The organism is Zymomonas mobilis subsp. mobilis ATCC 10988 (assembly GCF_000175255.2).
Classification (GTDB): Bacteria; Pseudomonadota; Alphaproteobacteria; order Sphingomonadales; family Sphingomonadaceae; genus Zymomonas; species Zymomonas mobilis.
Genome location: NC_017262.1, coordinates 1,790,001 through 1,809,224 on the forward strand (window position 1 = coordinate 1,790,001; position 19,224 = coordinate 1,809,224).

Below are 19,224 nucleotides of genomic sequence, written 5' to 3' on the forward strand. Positions count from 1 at the left end.
GTTGCTTAAGCAACGGAAGAGTAGGTCGTCGCCAGGCTTTGTCACTTGTGCTTGAATTTCCATTCCAATTTTAACTAGCTACTTGCTCGTTTTCTTGCCCAGTGTCGCGGGGTGGAGCAGCCCGGTAGCTCGTCAGGCTCATAACCTGAAGGTCGCAGGTTCAAATCCTGCCCCCGCAACCAACACCGTTAGCATCCAGCTAACGGCTTTTTTTTGCCTAATTGATGGCAGCCTTTCCCGAACAGTCTCCCCAGATACACCGTATCTGTCTTCCTATCTCTAGCTGAAACTATCCTTCTCCAGCTAGATAGCCTCTCTCAACACTCTATTCTCTTGATTGCAAGAAACCCCATATAGCAAAACGGCGCATCATGCAGTTTTGTATGTATCTTCGGCTTAAAGAGTAACGGAGGCGCGCGATGGTTGGCTCAGGCTGGTTGGAAACCGGCTGCAAGCATGCTGGGACGGACGGTAATCTTCTCCATAAGCGCATCAAGGATCCCAGATAATTCCTGCCGCGTATCAGGATAATTTAGCGCTTCGCCTATCACCCCATTTTCTATTTGAAGATTCCTGCTGCATTCCTATTAACCTGTTGATGAGGTGACCACCAAAAGGACATGGATTCCTCGATAAGTCAGGGGGGTAGGAAAAGGACGCGGAGCCACATCAGAAAAGATGCGCAAAAACGCATTTCCTGCATCGTTACTTCATTCCATAACCGCTCTGTTTATGATGTCTGTCTGTAAAGACAGTGATCCGATCACACAAATTTTCTCAATTTTTGGGGAAGGGCTATGTATGTTGAACAGCTCCCTCAATTAACCAACCCAAGAGTCAAAACCTCCACCCTAAACCGACATCAATTCACAATAGTCACCGCTTAGATAGATGATCGCGAATATCAAAACTGATATAATCATCCGAACTAATATCCAGATGCAGACGAAGCTCTAAAAATTCTGTCCCTATATCGCGATCATGCTCACAATTAAGCCTTTAAATACTGTTTAAAAAAGTCGGTAAGTTTATCAAAAGGGATTAAATCCACACGGTCATAAAGATCGACATGGCCAGCCCCTGCCACCCAAAATAATTCTTTTGGCTCTGCGGCTCGCTGATAAGCCTCTTCGCTAAATTCTTTTGAATGAGCTTTGTCACCGCTGATAAAAAGCAGCGGCTGTGGTGAGATTATTTCTATATCATTTAATGGATAGAAATTCATAAATTTAACGTTGCTTGTCAGCGTAGGATGGGTCGTTAAATCAGCCGCGATTTTTGAAGGTGTATATTGACCTCTTGGGGTTCTATAAAAGTCATAAAATTCGCGCTGAATAGCGGGACTATTACGGGTCAATTGGTTGTCGGTTCCCCCCGTATATTCTCTTTTTCCGCCTTCTGCTTCATTCCAGCGTTGCAGGGCGGCTTTGTTGATAATTTCTTTGCGTTGTTCTTCTGAAATAGAATGGCGAAGCCCATTTCTTGCGACACCGCCCATGTCATACATGCTTATTGTGGCGATGGCTTTCAGGCGAGGATCTATCTTTGCCGCACTGATAACAAAGCTTCCACTTCCGCAAATACCGATAGCGCCGATTGCGTTTCTATTAACAAAAGATTGGATCCCCAAATAATCGACTGCAGCGCTAAAGGCTTCTGCATAAAGCTCTGGTTCCACTGCATTTCGGGGCTGACCTTCGCTTTCACCCCAAAAAGGCAAATCAAAAGACAACGTCACGAAACCTTGCTCTGCCATTTTTGTGGCATAGAGATTGGCACTCTGCTCTTTTGTCGCACCCATCGGATGCCCAACAATAATAGCCGAATGATGTTTATTGAGATCAATCTGGCTAGGGGTAAATAAATTAGCAGCTATTTTCGTTTTATATTGCGTTAAAAAGACAACTTTTCTTATGTTGATCTTACGACTTTTATAGAAATTATCTGCACCATTTGACATATCTTGCGCCTTGGCTGATGAAATATCGAGAAATGAAGTAAGCCCTATCGCCATAAGGCTCCCTCCTGAAATTTTCAAAAGGTCACGCCGTTCCATCGGCAATAAGGAAGAAAGCGATTCCGTCTTTGGATATTTTTCGGTGGGATTTGGCATTGAAAATTCCTTTGCCCTGATCACAAGACTACAGGCATTTGCTTTATGGTTTTGAAGAAATAATTATGCCGTCTGCCCTCCATCGACGACAAAGACCGATCCCGTTGTGAAGGCGGCTAACTCCGAACAAAGCCACAAGACAGTGCCCGCTATTTCTTTTGGATAACCGGCGCGCCCGACAGGTTCTTGAGCAATAGCGGCCTCTCGGCCTGCTTCCGTGCCGCCTGTAAAGCGTTGCATCATAGGGGTTTCAATAATTCCGGGGGCAACAACATTTATTCTTAAATGCTGCTTGGCATAGTCCAATGCTGCAGCTTTACTCAGACCGATAAGACCAAATTTCGAAGCACAATAAGCCCCATTTCCGGGAAATCCTTTTACGCCTGCACCTGATGCCGTATTAACGATAGATCCGCTACCCGACTTCAACATCGCGGGTATTTCATGTTTCATGCTAAAAAAGACACCATTCAGGTTAGTCGAAATGATGCGATCCCATTCTTCTGATGGGATATCAGCGGCGGGGATAGCTTTATGCTCGATGCCTGCATTATTGAAAGCAAAGTCCAATTTTCCGAAAGTTTCTACCGTTTTTTCGATAGCCGCTTTTATTGAATCTTCTTGAGAAACATCGGCTTGGATAGCGATAGCTTGCCCGCCCATTTCAGTAACCAGCCGAAGCGTTTCTTGTATGTTATTTTCGGAACGCCCAATAATGGCAACATAGGCTTTTGCCTTGGCAAAGGCTAAGGCCGTTTCTCGTCCGATCCCTGTCCCAGCCCCAGTCACAAGAGCCACTTTGCCTGAATAATCGAAACTGACAGACATCTTATTGCCTCTCCGATAAAACATCTTATTTCCTTTCCAATAAAATTTATGGTTTCACTAATGCGGCTGTGTCTTTTCTTCCGATCCCAGCAGTCAAAAAGGCGAAAAGAGAGGCAATCACCAAGATAAAAGCACTGGTAATGAAAGTGGCGTGATAGCCTTTTGTATCGAAAATAACCCCGCCACAGGTCGCGCCAAGCGTGATAGCCAATTGGATGACTGCCACCATTAGGCCGCCTCCGACTTCTGCTTTTTGGGGTAAAGTTTGAGCGAGCCATGTCCACCACCCAACAGGGGCGGAGGTCGCAAAAAATCCCCATAACATCAGAATAGCCGCTGCGAAAAAGGCCGATTTTCCAAACAGAATAAGCAGGATAGCCAAAACCGACATAAAGAGAGGCGTGCCAATCAGGATCGGATAAGTCCCCCGCTTTAAAAGGGTGCCGATCAGTATCGTGCCAATAAAACCGGCCAGTCCTATCATCAGCAGAATAAGCGACAGGGTCGAAATATCTGTATGCGTTATGGTTTCAAGAAATGGCCGGACATAGGTGAATAAGGTAAATTGCCCCATAAAGAACAAGCTGACGGCCATCATGCCTGTCGCCACGACAGGATATTTCAAAATAGAAAGAACGGTTCCGCGTTCGGCTTTATTTTCATCGGGCAAAGAGGGCAGGCTAAAAATTAGCCAGATAAAGACAGCCAAGGCGATGGGGATAATACAGAAAAAGGCACCTCTCCAACCGATCAAACCGCCTAAAAAACTGCCCGCAGGAGCTGCAACAACGGTTGCTAAAGCATTGCCACCGTTAAAAATCGCCAAGGCACGCGGCACATGATGTTTCTCGACAAGTCTCATGGCAATAGCTACCGACATCGACCAAAAGCCACCGATGACAACACCGATCAAGGCTCTCCCGACCATAAAAATAAGATAATTCGGCGCAAAAGAGACCACCAAACCAGAGAAAATCATCATGGCAGTCAGGCCGAGTAAAAGACTTTTACGCTTGAAGCCTTTCGTAAAAGAAGGCATCAAAAGACTTGTGAGAACAGCAAAAACACCTGAAATAGAAATAGCTTGCCCTGCCTGACCTTCACTGATCTGAAGCGCCTTAGCGACCGGTGTCAAAAGACTAACGGGCATAAACTCAGATGAAACCAGTGCAAATGCCCCAAGGGACATAGCCAAAACAGCACTCCATGATGAAACACCCTTTTTATTATTCAGGATATTTTCGATATATGGAGATGTTTTATTCATACTATCCTCAATATTAGAAAATATTCTATGGGTTATTTATTTGGTTCTTAATTTTTACTTTTAGAAAAAGTAAAAACTGGATTTTTAACTATCCAAACAGGCTAACCAGAATTTATTCTATACAATAAGGACGTAAGTTTAAGAAACTAGACGATAAAATCATCATTTAATCATGAGCAAAATTCATGAATTGAAATAAGCAAAAATTAAGCCTTGAAGGTCAATTGACCCCCAAGGCATAAAATGACATCTAAAAATTATAATGCCTGTTTTGTCGGTCGGAACAGAATTTCATTAATATCGACATTTTCAGGCTGGCTGATCGCAAAGGCCACACAGCGGGCAAAAGAATCCGCACCGATCGCCATATCTGGGACTATTGCGTGGATTTGTTTCGCGGATTCTTCATCATGAATACCATCAATCAATTCCGACTGAACGGCGCCCGGCGAAATGATGGTCGTCCGTAAATTATAGGACTTCACTTCGGCTCGTAATCCTTCAGAAAGCGCGCGAACGGCAAATTTTGTTGCCGAATAAACCGCCCCCCCATCAATAACCTTGTGACCGGCAACCGAAGAGACATTGATGATATGGCCAAATTTTTGGGATTTCATATGAGGTAGAGCGGCTGCAATCCCATAAAGAACGCCTTTGATATTAACATCAACCATCAATTCCCATTCATCGACGCGTAGTTTCTCAAGCGGGGAAAGGGGCATTACACCGGCGTTATTGAGAAGGATATCAATCCGCCCATAGGTTTTTACAGCTGTATCAACCAAATTTTTAACCGACTCACGGTCAGTCACATCGGTTTTGATAGCCAAGGCTTGACCACCCTTAGCGACGATAGAATTCGCTAATGTTGCGATGCGTTCCTCTCGTCTTGCACCCAGCACAACAGTTGCCCCCAGATCTGACAAATGCCGTGCCGTTTCAGCACCTAAACCACTGCTAGCCCCTGTAATGACAACAATTTTATTGCGGATATTCTGGTTCATAATCAGCCTCTATGCTCAAAAAATCCAAGACAAAATTCTTCGCACCGGATGATAGAAATGGGGCTTTTAAAAACCCAAAGGAGGCAATGCTCATTTCCGGTTCTGAATTTTTAACTGATAGAAGGCTATGCCGACTTATACTGGGCGACTAGGTAGTTTTTTCAGAAGATAGTTTGCAATTTTACTCATGAATTATGCGTTGTCAGGGGCAGGGCGATAGCGCATTTCTTCTAAAAATAGCGAGAAAGGCCTAATATTCTCATAATGATGGGGAAAACAAAGATGATATCCAGACCAATAAGGACACCAATCCCCTAACACCGGAATTAAACGCCCCTCTTCTATATATTTTTGGGCCATTATTTCCGGCATATGGGCAAGACCCAAGCCATCAAGACAGGCATTCCGAATAGGAAAAATGCTGTTAAAAACAAGCGGGCCATCCACTCGAATTTTAATATCGCGCCCCGCTTTTTCAAATTCCCAAGCATAGATACCGCCATGGGTCGGCAAGCGGATAGTAATACATTGATGATTCAATAAATCTTGTGGCGTTTCTGGAATCGGTTTGTTTTGAAAATATTCGGGAGATCCCACAACTGTAAATCGGATGTCGGGCGTTAATGGAACTGATGCCATTTCCTTGGTAACATTTTCTCCCAATCTAATAGCCGCATCGAATTTTTCGGTAAAGATATCGACCAGTTTCAGATCGGATACCAATTCTATTTTTACGCCCGGATATTTCTGTAAAAATCCCTTAATTTTAGGGCGGATAACATAGGCAAGCGCATCATCTGTAGACGTAATCCGAATGGTGCCAGTAGGCTGATTACGCAATTCCCCAATCGAGGCCAGTTGTTTTTCTATCTGGTCAAAATGGGGTGCCATATTTTGTATTAAATATTCTCCGGCGGATGTCGGGGTAACACTGCGGGTTGTCCTTATTAACAGTGTCAGATTAAGACGGGCTTCCAGCTGTCTGACGGTATGGCTAAGCGCTGATTGAGACACCCCCAATTTGGCCGCCGCTTTGGTAAAACTTTTTTCCTGTGCAACGATCAAAAAAGATTGCAGGTCATTCAAATTTGCACGGGACATAAACACAGGATCTTTCTCGTTTTATAATAACTTTGGTTTTTGCCACCGAAAAAATAAACGACCCACTGACGGCAGGGGACTAAAATATGCCGGCATCCCCTGCCCAAGAAAGCCATTTTGGGTGTTTATTCAACCTCATCCAAAAAGTCGGAAGAAGGCGTAAAGAATAAACAGCCGGTTACCGGCGTACTGAAATCAAGCAAACGGTCATAATTTCCTTTAGGACGACCGATAAACATATTTTCCAGCATTTCTTCGGTCACAGAAGGCGAACGGGCATAACCAATAAAATAGGTGCCGAATTCGCCTTTTCCAATTTCGCCAAAGGGCATGTTATCCCGTAAAATCGCTAATTCTTCACCATCCCGCTCGATAACGGTCAAAGCGTTATGGGCATAATCCGGCTTTGTTTCATCATCCAATTCGACATTGGAAAGTTTTTTGCGGCCAATAATTTTTTCCTGCATTTCGACCGGCAATTTATTCCACGCATCCAGATTATGAAAATATTTCTGGACGATAACATAGCTACCATTTTTGAAATCGGGATCATCCTCTCCAATAAGAACAGCCTCACAGGCTTCCTCATCTTCGGGATTCTCCGTCCCATCGACAAAACCAATCAGGGCGCGGGAATCAAAATATTTGAAGCCGTGGACTTCATCCTGAACTTGAACAGCAGACCGAATCCGCTCCATAATCAGCGATGCCATTTCAAAGCAAATATCCATCCGATGGGCGCGGATATGGAACAGCAAATCACCTGCGGTTGAAACCGCATGATGCACGCCTTTTAACTCTTTGAACGGATGCAGCTCTTTTGGGCGAGGCGCATCAGGAAATAAACGATCCCAAGCCTCGGAACCAATACCCATAACGCAGGTCAAACGGGCATCTCGATCTCGAAGCGAAACTGTCCGACGCAAAGCCGATAAATCAGGACAGAAAGAACGAATATTATCTTCTGCCTCTTTCCCTTCTTTAAGGGTCACAACCAAAAAAATTGCAGCAGGCGTGACAGGCGTAACAATAGCTTGGGGCAGGGGTTCAGACACAATAATTCTCCTTGAAAAAAGGACGGCTGGTTATAGCCATTCTGCCATAATTCTGGCGCAAAAACCGTAGAATAGACGCGCTTCCATAATAAAAAAGCCGCAGACCTAACATCTGCGGCTTTTTTCGATCGTATCGTTACCCTTTAATGAGGGATGAGCATTTTTAGAAGTTTAGCCACAACAATGGTGACGACAACACTGCCTGCCCAAAGCCCAATAAACCAGCCCATCCGTCGACCAAAAGCTTTTGGGGCATGATCGGCCTCATCGGCTTCCAAGGGTAATCTGAAACGCTGAAACCACTTCATCCTAGTGATACCCGTCACTGCTGGTAACCTTGCCGTGGAAGATTTTGTAGCAATAAATGGTGTACGCCAATACCAAAGGCAGCAGGATGACCGTTCCGACCAGCAAGAAGGTCTGACTGGTAACGGGGGAAGAGGCCTGCCAGATGGTGATATAAGGCGGCACGATATACGGCCATGCGGATAAAGCCAGACCGAGATAGCTAAGAATAAACCATCCCAAAGCACAAAGGAAAGGCGTTCTATCTTTACCGCTTTTCAGGCTACGGAAGAAGATAACAGATACCAACACCGCAAGAACGGCTAAGACAACCGCTGCCACCGCATGGCTTGAACTATTCGTCCAAGTGTTGAGATAAGTTGAACGCAGCATAGGCGTCCAAACCGCAACAACCGCGATGCAGACGAGCAAAAGGCTACCCAAACAACGGGCGGCACGACGGGCATAGGCCTGTAATTCGCCTTCCGTCCGCCAGATCAACCATCCAGCACCCAATAAACCGTAACCAATGACCAGAGCCACGCCACAGAAAATCGAGAAGGGATTTAACCAATCTAACGCGCTACCCGTGAAATGGTGATCCGTCGTTTTGATACCCTGAAGCAAACCACCAAGAACCATGCCTTGGCAGAAAGTGGCAAGGGTCGACCCCCCCATAAAAGCGGCACCCCAAAGGCAACGCGCTTCTTTGCTATGGGCATGAACCCGATATTCAAAGGCGACACCCCGAAAAATCAGGGCAAGCAACATCACAATAAGCGGCAGATAAAGGGCGGGCAAAATCACAGAATAAGCGGTCTGGAACGCGCCGAGAAGAACCGCGCCCCCAAAAACCATCCATGTTTCATTGCCATCCCATACCGGTGCGATGGTATTCATCATCACATCGCGATGTTTTTCATCCTTTTGGGTCGCGAATAGGATTCCGATACCCAGATCAAAGCCATCAAGGACAACGTAGATAAGGATACCTACTGCGGCAAGACATGCCCAGACAACGGGCAGCCAATATTCTGTTGCAGTCATTGTCAGTTAACTCCGTTTACCGGAAAGGTCTTGAGCCAGTTGGGTTGCCCCTTTGGCATGGCTATTCTGGAGAGGATTTTCTGGATCGGCACCTTTTTCATGGGAAGAAGGCTGATGCGAAAGCATCCGGAACAAGATCAGCATACCCGCTCCGAAAACGAAGAAGTAAACGATCACAAAGGCCGTCATCGAGAAAATCATACTCGGCAACATAACCGGAGAAACACTGTCCGAGGTGCGGAGCAAGCCGTAAACGGTATAAGGCTGGCGACCAACTTCAGTCGTTACCCAACCGCATAACAGGGCAATAAAGCCCGACGGTGCCATCAATAACGTCGCCCATTGCAAGGCTTTGTTATTATATAACTGACCACGGAAACGCAGGAACAGCGACCAAAGACCTAACAGGATCATCAGACCACCGAGACCGACCATAATTCTGAAAGAGAAAAACAGGATCGGGGAAGGTGGACGCTGGTCTCTGGGATAATCTTTTAACCCTGGAACCTTACCATTCAGACTATGGGTTAGGATCAAAGAACCGGCATAAGGAATTTTGATGGCATAGTCGGTGCGCTCGGTTTTCATATTCGGAATACCGAACAGGATTTCAGAGGCAGGGCCTTCGCTTTCCCAATCCCCTTCCATCGCTGCGATTTTGGCGGGCTGATATTTCAAGGTATTCAAACCATGCATATCACCGGCCAAAAGCTGGAAGGGGGCTGCAATGGCGGCCATCCACAATGCCATAGAAAACATCACGCGGACAGGTTCAGTCACCGGCTTCCCGTTTTTACGGTCGCGCAGCATATGGAAAGCGGCGGTAGCGCCCACCACAAAAGCAACACAGATAAAGGCTGCCATACCCATATGAACAAGACGGTAAGGGAAGGACGGGTTAAAGATCACTTCAAACCAGCTTTTCGGCAAGAAATGGCCGGTTTTTGGATCAATGCTGTAACCGGCTGGGGTCTGCATCCATGAATTGGAAGCCAAAATCCAAGTCATGGAAATCAAGGTGCCGATCGAAACCAAACAGGTCGCCAAGAAATGCAGGCCTTTCCCGACACGTCCCAGACCAAACAGCATGATACCGAGGAATCCGGCTTCAAGGAAAAAGGCGGTCAGCACTTCATATCCCAAAAGCGGGCCCGTTATCGCGCCAGCCTTCTGGGAGAAAAGAGACCAGTTCGTCCCGAATTCATAGGCCATCACAAGGCCGGAAACCACGCCCATACCAAATACGAGCGCGAAAATTTTAATCCAGTATTTAAAAAGATGAAGATAGACATTCCGGCCAGTCTTCAACCACAAACCTTCAAGAACAGCCAGATAAGCTGCAAGGCCAATAGAAAAAGCCGGAAAGATAATATGAAAGCCCACCGTGAATGCAAATTGTATTCGGGCGAGCATTAAAGCGGTCGCATCTGGTACCATAGAAATGGCTCCGTCGATAATATTAGGAATTATTAGGGTCTACGGGCTTTTCTTCAGGGATCAGCTTCCTGAATCTGTAAAATGCCCCCTATATATTATCAGTGTATTGATAGCATCGGGTATTGTGTCAATAGAGAATTTCTTGATCCTCGGGGGTAATAATCTCTATCCACAGTCTATTTATCTTCAATTGGGTTTAATTATCGTTTTATATTTCTTTAATTTTATTTATTTTTTTGATAAATTTTAAAATGTAATATGCCCATGTCAGATTGTTTTGAGTATATTGCTGTAGTTATAGCATCTATTTATAAATCAATAACATTTTTTAAATAAAATAGTGATGAAGCGATTAAGGGCTTTATTTTAAAACTTGCCCATGAAATCACTGAATAGGGGCGATTTCAAAAGAAAGTCACGATAGGAACAAGGGAAAAGGGGCTTAGGTCTCAATATTGAAAATAACGATTTTTGAAATCGAATTATTTTCTATCTCTGATAACAGACCACCCGAGGGAACAGATATTTTCCGATTTTAGGGCTGTTGTGATTAAAAAGCCATATGAAAAAGGCTCAATTTATAATTTAAATATAGAGTATTCTATTATTCTTTTTCAAATGATTCTGTTTTTTGTTAGAGTTAGCTGATAAAAAGCCCGCGACCTTATTCTGCATTTTAATAATAGCTGTCAGATCGGGTCGAATTTTGTTAGATATATCTCCTAAGTCTTTCCTCGCTCATAGAATCAAAGGTTGAAGCGACATGACCATTTCCACCCTTGAAAAACCTGACATTGCCGCCGGACAGGCATCGAATGCCGAAACTCAACGGATGGACTCTGCCCTTGATCCGTGGCGGGGTTTTAAGGGGCGTAAATGGCAGCGAGAAATCGACACGCGTGATTTTATCCTGTCGAATGTCACCAGCTACACCGGCAACAGCGATTTTCTGGCCGGTATCACGCCCAAGACAACCAAACTCTGGGAAAAATTACAAGTCTCTCTCGAGGCCGAACGGAAAACCCAAGGCGGTGTTCTCGATGTCGATACCTCCACGGTTTCCGATATCACGGCACATGCACCGGGCTTTATTGAAAAAGACCTTGAGGTCGTCGTTGGTTTACAGACCGATGCTCCGCTGAAACGGGCAATCATGCCTTTCGGCGGCTATCGCATGATTAAAAAAGGTCTGGAAGCCTATGGCTTCAAAGAAGATGAAAGCCTGTCAAAGATTTTTCCGGCTTTACGGAAAACCCATAATGACGGTGTCTTTGATGTCTATACGCCGGAAATCATGGCTTGCCGCCGCTCCGGTATTATCACGGGTCTGCCGGATGCTTATGGTCGTGGCCGGATTATCGGTGACTATCGTCGGGTCGCGCTTTATGGCGTTGATTGCCTGATTGAAGACAAAAAAGAGCAGGGCAAGCGTCTGGAACGTAACCCCTTTGATGAAGAAACCATCAAATTGCGGGAAGAAGTTGCTGAACAGATCAAGGCACTTCATGAATTGGCCGCAATGGCAAAAAGCTATGGCTATGACATTTCACAGCCTGCGGTAACGGCACAGCAAGCGGTTCAATGGACATATTTTGCATATCTGGCAGCTGTTAAAGAAGCCAATGGTGCGGCGATGTCTTTGGGTCGGGTTTCGACCTTCCTCGACATCTATATCGAACGCGACTTGAAAGAAGGCCGGATTACCGAAGCCGAAGCGCAAGAGCTGGTTGACCAGTTCGTGATGAAGCTCCGCATTGTCCGCTTCCTCCGTACCCCTGAATATGACCAGTTATTCTCTGGCGATCCGACATGGGTCACGGAATCCTTGGGCGGTATGGCTATAGATGGCCGGACTTTGGTCACAAAATCGAGCTTCCGCTTCTTGCATACTCTCGAAAATCTGGGACCCGCACCAGAACCGAATTTGACGGTTCTTTGGTCAGAAAATCTGCCTAAAGGCTTCAAAGATTACTGCGCCAAGATTTCGATCGACACCTCGTCAATCCAATATGAAAATGACGATCTGATGCGCTCTTATTGGGGCGATGATTACGGCATTGCTTGCTGTGTCTCGGCTATGCGCATCGGTAAACAGATGCAGTTCTTCGGGGCGCGCGCCAATCTCGCAAAAACACTGCTTTATGCCATCAATGGTGGCCGTGATGAAAAAAGCGGTGTGCAGGTTGCGCCGGCCTTCGCGCCTGTCACGGGCGATATTCTGGATTACGAAGACGTCAAAAGCCGCATGGTTCAGATGATGGAATGGCTGGCCAGCGTCTATATCAATGCTTTGAATGCCATTCACTTCATGCATGATAAATATATGTATGAACGGGTTGAAATGGCGCTCCATGATCTGGAAATCTTGCGGACAATGGCTTGCGGTATCGCTGGCCTGTCTGTCGCCGCAGACAGCCTGTCCGCCATCAAACATGCCAAAGTTAAAATCATCCGTGACGAGCGCGGTTTAGCCACCGATTTTGAAATCGAAGGCGATTATCCGGCTTATGGTAACAATGATGACCGCGCCGATGAAATTGCGATTTGGCTGGTTGAAACCTTCATGAATATGCTTCGGAAGCAGACGACTTATCGCCGTTCTGTTCCGACCCAGTCTATTCTGACGATCACTTCCAATGTGGTTTACGGTAAAAAGACCGGCAATACGCCTGACGGCCGTCGGGCTGGTGAACCTTTTGCACCGGGTGCCAATCCAATGCATGGCCGCGATTTGAAAGGCCCCGTGGCCTCGATGGCGTCGGTTGCCAAATTGCCTTACGCCCATGCACAGGATGGTATCTCCAATACCTTCACCATCGTCCCCAATGCTTTGGGTATGAACAAGGAAGAACGGATTGATAATCTTATCGGCTTGCTCTCCGGTTATTTCGGGGCAGGGGCGCATCATATGAATGTCAATGTGTTTGACCGGAATACTTTGCTGGATGCCGTCGATCATCCTGAAAAATATCCGCAATTAACCATCCGTGTTTCTGGTTATGCCGTCAATTTCGTGAAATTGACCCGTGAGCAGCAAATGGATGTTATCCACCGGACTTTCCATGGCCTTGATAATTAAAAGACCAGCCGTAACCAGCCTCGTTGAAGAGGCTGGTTGCGACAACACGCTTAAAGGGCGAATTCATTCGACTGAAATCGGCGGCGCAGTAGACGGGCCTGGGGTGCGTTTTGTGCTGTTCTTGGCGGGTTGCGCTTTGCGCTGCCAATATTGCCATAACCCCGATAGCTGGTTTCTGAAAAATGGTCGTGCGGTAACCTTGGCCGAAATGATGGAAGAGGTCGCCTCCTATGCCGATTTTTTAAAACGGGCAGGCGGCGGCATCACCATCAGCGGTGGGGAACCTCTGGTTCAGCCCGAATTTACAGGCGCGCTTTTAAAGGCTGCCAAATATCTGGGACTTCATACCGCGATTGATACCGCCGGTTTTCTGGGGGCACAGGCGGATGATGCCTTGCTTTCCAATACCGATCTTGTTCTTTTGGATATCAAAGCCTTTAACGATAAACGCTATAAGGCACTTACCGGCGTTGAACTGCAACCGACTCTTGCCTTTGCTAAACGGCTCGCCGCTCTGAAAAAGCCAGTCTGGCTGCGTTATGTTTTGGTGCCGGGTTTAACTGACAATTTTAATGAGATCGCCAATCTTGCCGATTTTGCTGCCACTTTAGGCAATATCGAGCGGGTGGACGTGCTGCCTTTTCACAAAATGGGCGAATATAAATGGAAAGCGAGCGGCCTCGCTTATAAATTGGGTGATACGCAACCCCCATCGCCCGCTTTGGTTGAAGATGTCCGTGGCATTTTTCGCGATAATGGCTTAAATCTGTCCTGATAAGCACAGCTTATTGAAAATCAATCGCAATATCTTGACAGCTTCTTCCTCTTTCCATCATAGCCTAGCCTATATTGGGTGACTGCTGTTGCTTGGGATATTGTCCGGCAACCAGTAAAGGGCATTTCTATGCCTGTTGTCCTATCGGGGGGAAAAAGGTGACTTATCAGGATATGACAGCATCCGAATGGAGAAAATATTACCAGCATTTCTTGGTAACCTCTGTTTTTCTAGCCGGAATAAGCGGGGTATTTCCGATCCACCCTGCTCATGCTGAAACTCAAGAATCTCCAAAATCCTCTGATAAAACGTCCTCTAAAAATGACGCGATTATTGTGACAGGCCGTCCGCTTTTCAAAACTGCCAATGGCTTTTCAGTCAACGATATTGGCGGCGGCTTGATACAGAAAGAAACCGAAACCCGATCGGTCAGCCATATCTCAACCGATTTCATCCAAAAACAAGCGCCCACCGCGAACGCCTTTGATCTGGTAGCAATGTTACCGGGGGCGAATGTCACGTCTTCCGACCCGTTAGGCTTTTCAACCCAGACCAATATCACGATCCGTGGATTAAGCGGCGATGCCATTGGCTATGTGCTGGAAGGTATGCCGCTAAATGATGTCGCCTATTATACCGGCTATCCCACGCAATTCGCGGATAGTGAAAACTACCAACAGATTGGCCTCGCCCAAGGCTCTGCTGATCTCGACAGTCCGGTTTTAAACGCCGCCGGTGGTGTGATGAATCTGAATTTTCGAAAACCGGCTGATAAAATGGGCGGCTATGCCGATTTCTCTTATGGTTCTTATAATACCAACCGCCAATTTCTGCGTTTCGATATGGGCGAAATCGGTCATAGCGGTGTGAAAGGCTTCGTTTCCTATTCCCATGCCCGAACCGATAACTGGCGCGGGGCAGGCTATGATGAAAAACAGCATGTCGATTTCAAATTCCTAAAGGAATGGGGACAAGACAGCCATGTTTCACTATTAGGCACATGGAATAAAGGCATCACCAGCTATTATCCCCAAGTCGATAAACAAAGCTGGAAAGAAAACGGCATTTCGGGCAGTAACAATCTGGCATCCCGTTACAATGTCAATAATGACGCAGCGGGTAGCGATTATTGGCGGCTATACCGCGCACCAGAAGAAATCTTTTATCTGGCGGCTCCGATAGATGTTCGACTGGCCTCTAATCTCAAATTAAAAGTCACGCCTTATGGCCAATGGGACAGGGGAAATGTCCCAGCCGGTTCGACATTGAATAATAGCGGGTTATGGAATGGCACCGAAGCTATCGCGGGGACAATCAACCTTCCCAATGCGACAGATGGCACAGCAACGGTTCGCTCCAACTATACCCAACGCTCGGCAAGGGCAGGGGTGAATGCCAGTGCCACTTGGTCACTGAAAAATCATGATCTGACTTTGGGCTATTGGTTCGACTATTCGGCAGACAAAGAACAGAACAGCTTTACCCCTGTTGATAGTAACGGCCATGCCTCCAATCTCTGGGCAGACCGTCATTCGACATTGATTAAAATGCCGGATGGTTCGCCCTTATTGGGGACAAATAACCGCACCCATACTTATGTGAATGCCGTTTATCTCGGCGATCATATGACTTTTCTGCAAAATAGACTGACTTTTGATATCGGCTTTAAAGAAGTCATCATGACGCGACATGGCTATAACTATCTCCCGGGTTCGCAACATAAGGCAAATTTCTCGACCTCGGAACCGCTGCCAAGGTTAGGGCTGCGCTACCAGATTGACAGTAAAAGCCATGTCTTTTTCAGTGCTTCAACCAATTTCCGAACCGCTGATGAAACCGCCCTTTATAATAGTTACGATCCCACTAGTGGCGATATCATCGTAAACGGTAATAAAAATCTGAAAAACGAATATTCGGTATCCGAAGAATTGGGCTATCGCTATTCCGATGCTTTGGTGACGGGCAGTTTGACCCTGTTCAATTACAATTTTTCCAATCGGCAATTACAGACCGTGATAGTCCAGAATGGCTCACATATTCAGTCAACCATCAATGCCGGAAACCAGATTTCTCGCGGGGTTGATTTTGAAATCGGGCTTGCACCTTGGCATCATATCAGCCCCTATCTATCGGGCGAATATTTATATACGCGCCAGACCAGCGATCTTACCGTTGGCGATGACCTCTTGCCCACCAAAGGCAAAAGAGCCGTGCGTAGCCCTGCATTCCAAGGCTCTTTAGGCGTTACCTATGACGATCATCATTTCTTTGGCATGGCCAGCGTCAAATATACTGGCTCCCAATATGGCAGCTTCATGAATGATGAAAAAATTCCGGCTTATGTCACCGGCAATATTTCGGTCGGCTATCGCTTTACACAGGAAGCCTTCCTGAAACATCCTGAAATCCGGCTAAACTTTATCAATATCGGAAACAACCATTATCTGTCCGGGATTGCCAGCCCGACCGCCAATGCCCAAGATACGATTGGACGGAATGGCACCGTCATTTCAGGCAGCGCTCCGCAATATTATATTGGCGGCGGCTTTGCGGTTCTGGCTTCCCTCAGCAGCGCATTCTGATATCAGCCAGTCATGGCAATAAAAGATGACGGCATGACAGAAGCAGCCCATAAGGCAGTGCATCAGTTTGGAGTTTCCGGCTATCAGACGGAACGGGACTGGCCTTATCTGACAATATTGGAAATAAACGCGGTTTTGGCGTCTTTCAGCGAGCAGGGTAAAGCCATAAAAATCCTGTCCCATAGCCGGCGGCCTTATTCTGCTGCGGCCTTATTTGAAACTGACCAGAAACAGACGTTTTTTATCAAACGCCATCATCACAAAATCAGAAATAAGACCGAACTTTTAAAAGAACATCTTTTTGCTCGTCATCTGGCACAAAAATCTTTCCCGATCAGCACGCCTATGATGGCCGATCATAACCAAACGGTTATTGAAAAAGAGCCGTGGATTTATGAAATTCATCCCCAAGCCCAAGGCGTAGATCTCTATCAGGATGTGATGTCATGGGAGCCTTTTTTTAACCGCGACCATGCTTATGAAGCTGGGCGAATGCTGGCACTTTTCCATCAAGCCGCCCAAGGTTTTAATGAATCCCCACGTCATCATGCGTTATTAGTCTCGGCAGGCGATACGCTGTTGCATGATGATTTTATCAAGGCTTTATCCGAATGGATAACGGCGCAGCCGGAATTATTAAAACAGCTTGAAGGCAAAAACTGGCAGCAAGACATCGCCGAAAATATTCTGCCTTTTCATCATCAATTACAGCCTTTGATCGCCGACATCACCCCGCTTTGGGGGCATGGCGATTGGCAAAGCTCTAATCTGATGTGGACAGGAAGCAATCCCAAAGCCAAGGTCAGTTGTGTCCTTGATCTCGGTATGGCTGATTATAGTTCGGCGATGTTTGACCTTGCAACGGCGATAGAACGAAATGTCATCGCATGGCTGGATATGGATAGCCGCCAAGATATCGTGATTTATGATCAGCTTTTCGCCCTGTTGCGTGGCTATCATCATATCAAACCGTTATCCGAAATGGATAAACAGCTACTTTCCGCCTTTATGCCGCTGTTGCATGTCGAATATGCCTTGTCTGAAATTGTCTATTTTGGGGCGCTGCTCCAAGACAGGACTTCAGCTGATATCGCTTATTATGATTATTTGTTGGGGCATAGCCGCTGGTTCTCTGGGCAAGAAGGCCGGCAGCTTTTACAAAAAATAATCCATTTCGAGGCGTGATCTCGCTTATAAAGAGCGAGGCATCCATAGGATAATCGCTGCTCCAACCAAGCAAAAGGCTGCACCGATCAAATCCCAATGATCGGGCGGGGTTGCTTCGACTTTCCAAGACCATAACAGGCTCATGATGATATAAATACCGCCATAGACGGCATAGGCCTTACCGGCATTTTCGGCCGGACTAAAGGTCAATAGCCAAGCAAACAGCAAAAGCGACGCTATCCCCGGCAAAAGCCATAATGGCGATTTATGTAACCTAATCCACGCCCAAAAAGAAAAGCAGCCTGTAATTTCAGCCAAAGCCGCCGGAATATAAAGAAGGGCTAACATGGGAATACCTCGGGATCGAAAGGGATAAGAGGCCGACAGGCCTTTCAATAAAACCCGCCCCCCAACAGTGATAGCCAACCTGATTTTATATAGATCAAGCGACCGCCTTTTAAAATCATCTTCCTGACAGAAAAACAGACTTCGCTTTAAAGACGAAGAAAAAGGCTCAAAAAATCAAAATCCAATATTTTTTATGCTGCCGTCATGTGAAAGGAGCAAATTCTTTCCCTTTGATCGAAATGTATAAAAAAAGGTAGAAAGGACAGTCCCGCTCCCATTTCAAAACGCCTATCCAGCCGCCAAGATTGCCCTCTTGTCGCTGATACAAAAACCAATTTTATCCCTTAAATCACCTGTGCTTGCCTCGGCATCGCTCCCTTTGCTATCCAAACGGTTATACTATTCGCTTTCATCGCTTTGCTTCCAAGGCTAAGCCGGTATCAGCCTTGTTGAGAAAAGAGATTTCATCGTGTCCGTTTTGGAATGGCTGGCCGTTTTGACCAGTCTTTTAGGTATTGTTTTTTCGACCCGACAAATTCGGATATGTTGGCTATTTTATGGAATATCTTCACTGCTTTATGGCAAGATTTTCTTCTCGATAAAGCTTTATGCCGACTGCCTCTTACAAATCTTCTTCTTTTTTTCCAGTATCTACGGCTGGTTTCACTGGCATCATTATCAAAAAGCCGACAAAATGACGGTGATAACGGCCTCACACAAAAGCCTGTTGCGCGATATCGCAATGGCGGGGGCGCTTTCGGCTATCTTTGGCTTTTACCTCAAAAATTATACCGATGATGCCTTTCCGTGGCTGGATGCGCTTTTAAGCTGTTACAGCATTGTCGCGCAATTTTGGGCAGCGCGACTGTATAAAGCGAATTGGTTTCTCTGGATTGTCATTGATTTTTGCTACACCGCTTTATTTTGCTACCGTGGCTTATGGCTGACGGCTTGGCTTTATTCGGTTTTTATGGTGATGGCCGTGATAGGGCTAAAAAAATGGCAGAATAAAAATCCTGCCGTAGCTTGTGACTGATATTGTAAGGGAGTAAATGGTGGACGCACTTGGGCTCGAACCAAGGGCCCGCTGATTAAGAGTCAGCTGCTCTACCAACTGAGCTATGCGTCCACTATTA

Annotated in this window: 15 protein-coding genes, 2 tRNA genes and 1 rRNA gene (1 of these 18 cut by a window edge); 7 read left to right on the forward strand and 11 right to left on the reverse strand. The window is 46.2% G+C overall.

The annotated features are described in order from the left end of the window. Together rrf and ZMOB_RS08095 are read left to right on the forward strand one after the other, a co-directional pair. Positions 1 to 37 (forward strand): 5S ribosomal RNA (gene rrf / locus ZMOB_RS08090); it begins 79 nt to the left of the window's first position. A gap of 68 nt (positions 38 to 105) precedes the next feature. Beyond that, positions 106 to 182 (forward strand) — tRNA-Met (locus ZMOB_RS08095). A gap of 809 nt (positions 183 to 991) precedes the next feature. Here ZMOB_RS08095 and ZMOB_RS08100 read toward each other — a convergent pair. The 9 genes from ZMOB_RS08100 to ZMOB_RS08140 all read right to left on the reverse strand — a co-directional run bounded on the left by ZMOB_RS08100 (position 992) and on the right by ZMOB_RS08140 (position 10,137). Beyond that, positions 992 to 2,113: an alpha/beta hydrolase gene (locus ZMOB_RS08100; RefSeq protein WP_014501132.1), complete on the reverse strand. Its 1,122-nt coding sequence runs from the start codon at positions 2,111 to 2,113 to the stop codon at positions 992 to 994. Between the two features lie 63 nt (positions 2,114 to 2,176). Further along, on the reverse strand, positions 2,177 to 2,941 hold the full coding sequence (locus ZMOB_RS08105) for a glucose 1-dehydrogenase (protein WP_014501133.1): 765 nt from the start codon (positions 2,939 to 2,941) through the stop codon (positions 2,177 to 2,179). A 46-nt stretch (positions 2,942 to 2,987) separates the two neighbouring features. Continuing rightward, the gene (locus ZMOB_RS08110) at positions 2,988 to 4,208 is read right to left on the reverse strand and encodes an MFS transporter (RefSeq protein WP_014501134.1); all 1,221 of its coding nucleotides are present in this window, start codon (positions 4,206 to 4,208) and stop codon (positions 2,988 to 2,990) included. 257 nt (positions 4,209 to 4,465) lie between these two features. Then, on the reverse strand, positions 4,466 to 5,212 hold the full coding sequence (locus ZMOB_RS08115) for an SDR family oxidoreductase (RefSeq protein WP_014501135.1): 747 nt from the start codon (positions 5,210 to 5,212) through the stop codon (positions 4,466 to 4,468). Between the two features lie 192 nt (positions 5,213 to 5,404). After that, positions 5,405 to 6,313, reverse strand: a complete 909-nt coding sequence (locus ZMOB_RS08120; protein ID WP_252507273.1) for a LysR family transcriptional regulator — start codon at positions 6,311 to 6,313, stop codon at positions 5,405 to 5,407. Positions 6,314 to 6,438: 125 nt separating this feature from the next. Next, positions 6,439 to 7,368, reverse strand: coding sequence for a Dyp-type peroxidase (locus ZMOB_RS08125; protein ID WP_014501137.1), 930 nt, complete (start codon positions 7,366 to 7,368; stop codon positions 6,439 to 6,441). A gap of 143 nt (positions 7,369 to 7,511) precedes the next feature. Next, a complete protein-coding gene (locus tag ZMOB_RS08130; RefSeq protein ID WP_224452966.1) occupies positions 7,512 to 7,676 on the reverse strand; it encodes a DUF2474 domain-containing protein in 165 nt (54 codons plus the stop codon). A gap of 1 nt (position 7,677) precedes the next feature. Beyond that, positions 7,678 to 8,700: a cytochrome d ubiquinol oxidase subunit II gene (cydB, locus tag ZMOB_RS08135; RefSeq protein WP_011241332.1), complete on the reverse strand. Its 1,023-nt coding sequence runs from the start codon at positions 8,698 to 8,700 to the stop codon at positions 7,678 to 7,680. A gap of 6 nt (positions 8,701 to 8,706) precedes the next feature. Beyond that, positions 8,707 to 10,137 carry a cytochrome ubiquinol oxidase subunit I gene (locus ZMOB_RS08140; protein ID WP_011241331.1) on the reverse strand — a complete coding sequence of 477 codons (1,431 nt, stop codon included), beginning with the start codon at positions 10,135 to 10,137 and terminating at the stop codon, positions 8,707 to 8,709. Positions 10,138 to 10,900: 763 nt separating this feature from the next. Here ZMOB_RS08140 and pflB point away from each other — a divergent pair. The 4 genes from pflB to ZMOB_RS08165 all read left to right on the forward strand — a co-directional run bounded on the left by pflB (position 10,901) and on the right by ZMOB_RS08165 (position 17,758). Further along, positions 10,901 to 13,216 (forward strand): formate C-acetyltransferase, encoded by a 2,316-nt coding sequence (gene pflB, locus ZMOB_RS08150; protein ID WP_014501138.1) that lies wholly within the window; start codon positions 10,901 to 10,903, stop codon positions 13,214 to 13,216. Further along, complete coding sequence (gene pflA / locus ZMOB_RS08155) at positions 13,200 to 13,991, forward strand: pyruvate formate-lyase-activating protein (RefSeq protein ID WP_011241329.1); 792 nt, start codon at positions 13,200 to 13,202, stop codon at positions 13,989 to 13,991. Before pflB ends, pflA begins: the two co-directional genes overlap by 17 nt. Positions 13,992 to 14,149: 158 nt before the next feature. Continuing rightward, the gene (locus ZMOB_RS08160) at positions 14,150 to 16,573 is read left to right on the forward strand and encodes a TonB-dependent receptor (RefSeq protein ID WP_014501139.1); all 2,424 of its coding nucleotides are present in this window, start codon (positions 14,150 to 14,152) and stop codon (positions 16,571 to 16,573) included. A 33-nt stretch (positions 16,574 to 16,606) separates the two neighbouring features. Continuing rightward, the gene (locus ZMOB_RS08165) at positions 16,607 to 17,758 is read left to right on the forward strand and encodes a phosphotransferase enzyme family protein (protein ID WP_252507274.1); all 1,152 of its coding nucleotides are present in this window, start codon (positions 16,607 to 16,609) and stop codon (positions 17,756 to 17,758) included. A gap of 6 nt (positions 17,759 to 17,764) precedes the next feature. Here the strand turns inward: ZMOB_RS08165 and ZMOB_RS08170 are convergent, their stop codons facing one another. Further along, positions 17,765 to 18,088 (reverse strand): YnfA family protein, encoded by a 324-nt coding sequence (locus ZMOB_RS08170; RefSeq protein ID WP_011241326.1) that lies wholly within the window; start codon positions 18,086 to 18,088, stop codon positions 17,765 to 17,767. A gap of 469 nt (positions 18,089 to 18,557) precedes the next feature. On the opposite strand from ZMOB_RS08170, the gene pnuC reads away from it, so the two are divergent. Next, entirely contained in the window at positions 18,558 to 19,124 is a 567-nt protein-coding gene (pnuC, locus tag ZMOB_RS08175; protein WP_014501141.1) for a nicotinamide riboside transporter PnuC, read from the forward strand. A 17-nt stretch (positions 19,125 to 19,141) separates the two neighbouring features. Here pnuC and ZMOB_RS08180 read toward each other — a convergent pair. Then, positions 19,142 to 19,217 (reverse strand) — tRNA-Lys (locus ZMOB_RS08180). Between the last annotated feature and the right edge of the window lie 7 nt (positions 19,218 to 19,224).

Bases quoted from the DNA above. Each gene is read 5' to 3' on its own strand.
- ZMOB_RS08130 (WP_224452966.1), bottom strand. From the start codon at position 7,676: ATGAAGTGGTTTCAGCGTTTCAGATTACCCTTGGAAGCCGATGAGGCC.
- ZMOB_RS08140 (WP_011241331.1), bottom strand. From the start codon at position 10,137: ATGGTACCAGATGCGACCGCTTTAATGCTCGCCCGAATACAATTTGCA.
- ZMOB_RS08110 (WP_014501134.1), bottom strand. From the start codon at position 4,208: ATGAATAAAACATCTCCATATATCGAAAATATCCTGAATAATAAAAAG.
- pflB (WP_014501138.1), top strand. From the start codon at position 10,901: ATGACCATTTCCACCCTTGAAAAACCTGACATTGCCGCCGGACAGGCA.
- ZMOB_RS08170 (WP_011241326.1), bottom strand. From the start codon at position 18,088: ATGTTAGCCCTTCTTTATATTCCGGCGGCTTTGGCTGAAATTACAGGC.
- ZMOB_RS08100 (WP_014501132.1), bottom strand. From the start codon at position 2,113: ATGCCAAATCCCACCGAAAAATATCCAAAGACGGAATCGCTTTCTTCC.
- ZMOB_RS08115 (WP_014501135.1), bottom strand. From the start codon at position 5,212: ATGAACCAGAATATCCGCAATAAAATTGTTGTCATTACAGGGGCTAGC.
- cydB (WP_011241332.1), bottom strand. From the start codon at position 8,700: ATGACTGCAACAGAATATTGGCTGCCCGTTGTCTGGGCATGTCTTGCC.
- ZMOB_RS08120 (WP_252507273.1), bottom strand. From the start codon at position 6,313: ATGTCCCGTGCAAATTTGAATGACCTGCAATCTTTTTTGATCGTTGCA.
- ZMOB_RS08105 (WP_014501133.1), bottom strand. From the start codon at position 2,941: ATGTCTGTCAGTTTCGATTATTCAGGCAAAGTGGCTCTTGTGACTGGG.
- pflA (WP_011241329.1), top strand. From the start codon at position 13,200: ATGGCCTTGATAATTAAAAGACCAGCCGTAACCAGCCTCGTTGAAGAG.
- ZMOB_RS08165 (WP_252507274.1), top strand. From the start codon at position 16,607: ATGACAGAAGCAGCCCATAAGGCAGTGCATCAGTTTGGAGTTTCCGGC.